The 3,471-nt window shown below is 69.2% G+C and carries 4 protein-coding genes; 1 reads left to right on the top strand and 3 read right to left on the bottom strand.

All coding sequences use genetic code 11. The features are described 5' to 3' along the window. Positions 1-310 precede the first annotated feature (310 nt). Positions 311-1,318, bottom strand: coding sequence for a stage II sporulation protein M (locus tag ACY34M_RS41800; RefSeq protein WP_462723961.1), 1,008 nt, complete (start codon positions 1,316-1,318; stop codon positions 311-313). A 106-nt stretch (positions 1,319-1,424) separates the two neighbouring features. Between ACY34M_RS41800 and ACY34M_RS41795 the strand changes: the two genes are divergently transcribed. Then, on the top strand, positions 1,425-2,399 hold the full coding sequence (locus ACY34M_RS41795) for an RDD family protein (RefSeq protein WP_462723960.1): 975 nt from the start codon (positions 1,425-1,427) through the stop codon (positions 2,397-2,399). Between the two features lie 10 nt (positions 2,400-2,409). Here ACY34M_RS41795 and ACY34M_RS41790 read toward each other — a convergent pair whose 3' ends face one another. Beyond that, on the bottom strand, positions 2,410-3,024 hold the full coding sequence (locus ACY34M_RS41790; RefSeq protein ID WP_462723959.1) for a hypothetical protein: 615 nt from the start codon (positions 3,022-3,024) through the stop codon (positions 2,410-2,412). Positions 3,025-3,204: 180 nt separating this feature from the next. Beyond that, positions 3,205-3,471: adenosylhomocysteinase (locus tag ACY34M_RS41785; protein WP_462723958.1), on the bottom strand; the 267-nt coding region annotated here is incomplete at its 5' end.

Below are 3,471 nucleotides of genomic sequence, written 5' to 3'. Positions count from 1 at the left end.
CCTACCAGATCCGTTTTCCGTTCCGTTCCCGGTTCGGAATTCATTTCCGGTGGCCGCTGGAGGGCCTTTGCCTTTCGGCGGTGCCGACTTTATCAGAAGATTTGGGCCGGTCTGACCGACTCAGGGTTTCCGATTAATCGGGGGGGCTTCTCGAATAATTGAATTTCGTGAAGCGCGCTAGATGCTAACCGTTGCGGTCGAACTTGTCTAGTTCGGGGCAACTGTTCGAATCTACCTCCCCGTTCCGTCCGTGTCAACGGTCTTTCCGGGGCGAAGAGGAGACTAGCAGCTCAGCAGGGCCGCTCGCACATCAGGCGGCCGTCGGCAGGAGCGCGCTGCGCTCGTCCGGGGCCACGTCGCCCGTCTCGCCCTCACGGGCCGCTCGGCCGCCAAGGACGTAGACGTAGGTCAGGAACGCCAGCTCTGCCGCGATGCCGATGCCGATGCGGGCCCAGGTCGGGAGGCCGGAGGGGGTGACGAAGCCTTCGATGGCTCCGGAGATGAAGAGGACAAGGGCAAGGCCGATGGCCATGCCAATGGCTGCTCGGGCCTCTTCGGCGAGGGCCGTTCTGCGGGTGCGTGGGCCCGGATCGACAACCGTCCATCCGAGACGGAGACCGGTACCTGCCGCTACGAAGACCGCGGTCAGTTCGAGCAGACCGTGCGGGAGGATCAGGCCCAGGAACGTGTCGAGGCGGCCGACGGAGGCCATGAGGCCGATGCCCACACCTACGTTGAGCATGTTCTGGAAGAGGATCCACAGGACAGGCAGGCCCAGGAAGACGCCCAGGACCAGGCACATGGCGGCGGCCTGGGCGTTGTTCGTCCAGACCTGGGCGGCGAACGACGCGGCGGGATGGCTCGAGTAGTACGTCTCGTACTGGCCTCCGGGGCGGGTCATCTCGCGGAGCTCGGAGGGGGCCGCGATGGAGGCCTGCACGTCGGGGTGCGTGCCGATCCACCAACCTATGAGCGCGGCTATCGCGGTCGAGATCAGCGCGGTGGGCACCCACCAATGGCGCGCTCTGTAGACCGCTGCCGGAAAACCGTGGGTCAGGAAGTGCGCCACGTCGCGCCAAGAAGCGCGGCGGGTGCCTGTCACAGCACTACGCGCGCGTGCCACGAGTTGGGTGAGGCGGCCGGTCACCCGAGGGTCCGGGGCACTCGACTGGATGAGTGAGAGATGGGTGGCAGTGCGCTGGTAGAGGCTCACCAGCTCGTCCGCCTCCGGGCCGGTGAGCCGGCGCCGACGGCGCAGCAGAGCGTCCAGGCGGTCCCACTCGGCTCGGTGGGCGGACACGAAGACGTCGAGGTCCATCCGGTCTGCTGCTCCTCGCTTTTCCGGCACCCATACGGCGCGATGGGCCTTCAGCTTGGCAGACTGGCGGTTCCTGGGGCAGTCCGTTGAAGGGTGGGTGGCCGGCGTGAGTGAGCTGGTGACGGGTGAGGCGGTGGCGCTTGAGCTGCGGCCGGCCAAGTTGCCGAGTCGGGCGCTTGCCGTGCTCATCGATCTGGCGGTGGCGTTCGCCGTCTACATCACGGTGACCATGGTGTTCGCGGCTGCCACCTCGTCGCTGGACGACGCCGCGGTCGCGGCCGTCGCGGTGGCGACGTTTCTGTTGGTGCTGGTCGGGATTCCGATCGCCGTGGAGACCTTGAGCCATGGGCGGTCGCTGGGGAAGCTGGCGTGCGGCCTGCGCGTCGTGCGGGACGACGGCGGGCCGATCCGGTTCCGGCACGCGTTGGTGCGGGGAGCCGTCGGGGTCGTGGAGATCCTCATGACCTTCGGGGTCGTGGCCTGCATTGCTTCGCTGGTGTCTGCGCGGGGCCGCCGGGTCGGGGACGTGTTCGCCGGGACCCTCGTCGTGCGGGAAAGGGTGCCGGCCGGGCAGATGGCGTTCGTGCCGCCTCCCCCTCCGTGGCTGGTGGGGCGGTTCGCCGAGCTGGATCTTTCGGCCGTGCCCGAGGGGCTTTGGCTCGCGGTGCGGCAGTACCTGACGCGGATGGGGCAGTTGGATCCGCAGGTCGGGTGGGGAATGGCCGAGCGGCTCGCGGGCGAGCTCGCCGCGCACACCGGGGCGCCTGTGCCGACCGACATGCCGCCCGCCGCGTTCCTGGCGGCGGTGACTCATGAGCGGCAGTCGCGAGAGGCACAGCGGGCGTTCGGCGCGAACGCTGCGGGGGCCGCGCCGCACGCGACTCCGCCCGTTCCACCAGCGCCTGCGGCTGGACCTGCGCCGGGGCCGGCCCACTCCCCCGCTTACCAGCCGAGCCCGCCCCCGCACTCGTACCCGGCCACAGCCCCGGCTCCGGCTCCGGCTCCGGCTCCGGTCGACAACCCCCCGGCAGGATCCGGAAGTTCGGACGGGCCGGCCACCGGGTTCGTTCCGCCGGCCTGAGCCGGCGATCTCAGCGGAATACCGACGGCGGGTTCTCGAGGTCCTCCAGCTCGATGCCGGGGGCCGCGAGGACCACGTCGCCGCTGATGTGGACCGACTGCTGCTCCCCCGTGTCCAGGGCTGTGACCTGGTATTCGTCCACGGTCAGAGGTCCGTTGTCAGTGGCGTGTGCTTCGCTGTTCAGCAAGGTCCAGGACTGGTCCAGAGTGCGCGGCGCCAGCACGGGATCGGTCAGGGCCACGAGGCGGACGCGGGTCGGAGGGGAAGCGGGGGTGAGACCGAGCAGTCGAGCGGTGGCGATGAGGAACGCGGGGGATGTTCCCGTGAACGCGTGCGCGGGAGCGTTTCCTTCGGTGGCGTGAGTGCCGGTGGGGTCGGTGCGGACCCAGGTGACGCCGTCCAGGGCGGCACCTCGCACCTGCCAGCTCGAGGCATTCACTTCGAGGCGGATGGGGCGGCCGAGTTCGTCGAGGGCGAGGTCGATCGAGCCGGCGTGGTCGCCGGAGGGGGTGGTCCGTTGCGCTACGTAGCGCCAGCCGGAAGGGCCGGGCGCGCACTGGAAGTGCTCTTCACCGAGGGGGGTGTGATCGTGCAGATCGTGGAGCGAATAACGGCCGCGGGGCATGGCGTTCGTGGGGTCCTCTGTCTGGCCTGGTGACGGCCGCCGTCGTGCGGGGCGGGCGGGCGTCGTAGGACGTGTCCACCGTAGCCAGCGGTGTGCGCGGACAAGGGACAGGCCCCCGACACGGGGGTGCGGGGGCCTGTCCTGCGAGACGGTCAGCCGACGAGCGGCTGGTACCCGTGCTCAGTAGCGGTAGTGGTCCGGCTTGTACGGGCCCTCGACCTCGACACCGATGTACGCCGCCTGCTCCGGACGCAGCTCGGTCAGCTTCACACCGAGCGAGTCCAGATGCAGGCGGGCGACCTTCTCGTCCAGGTGCTTGGGCAGCACATACACGTCGGTCGGGTACTCCGACTGCTTCGTGAACAGCTCGATCTGCGCCAGCGTCTGGTCCGCGAAGCTGTTGGACATCACGAACGACGGGTGACCCGTCGCGTTGCCCAGGTTCAA

The organism is Streptomyces sp. EDA2-14, from assembly GCF_054963755.1.
The sequence above is the reverse complement of the archived record's forward strand: the minus strand, read 5'-3'. Positions and strand labels throughout refer to the sequence as shown.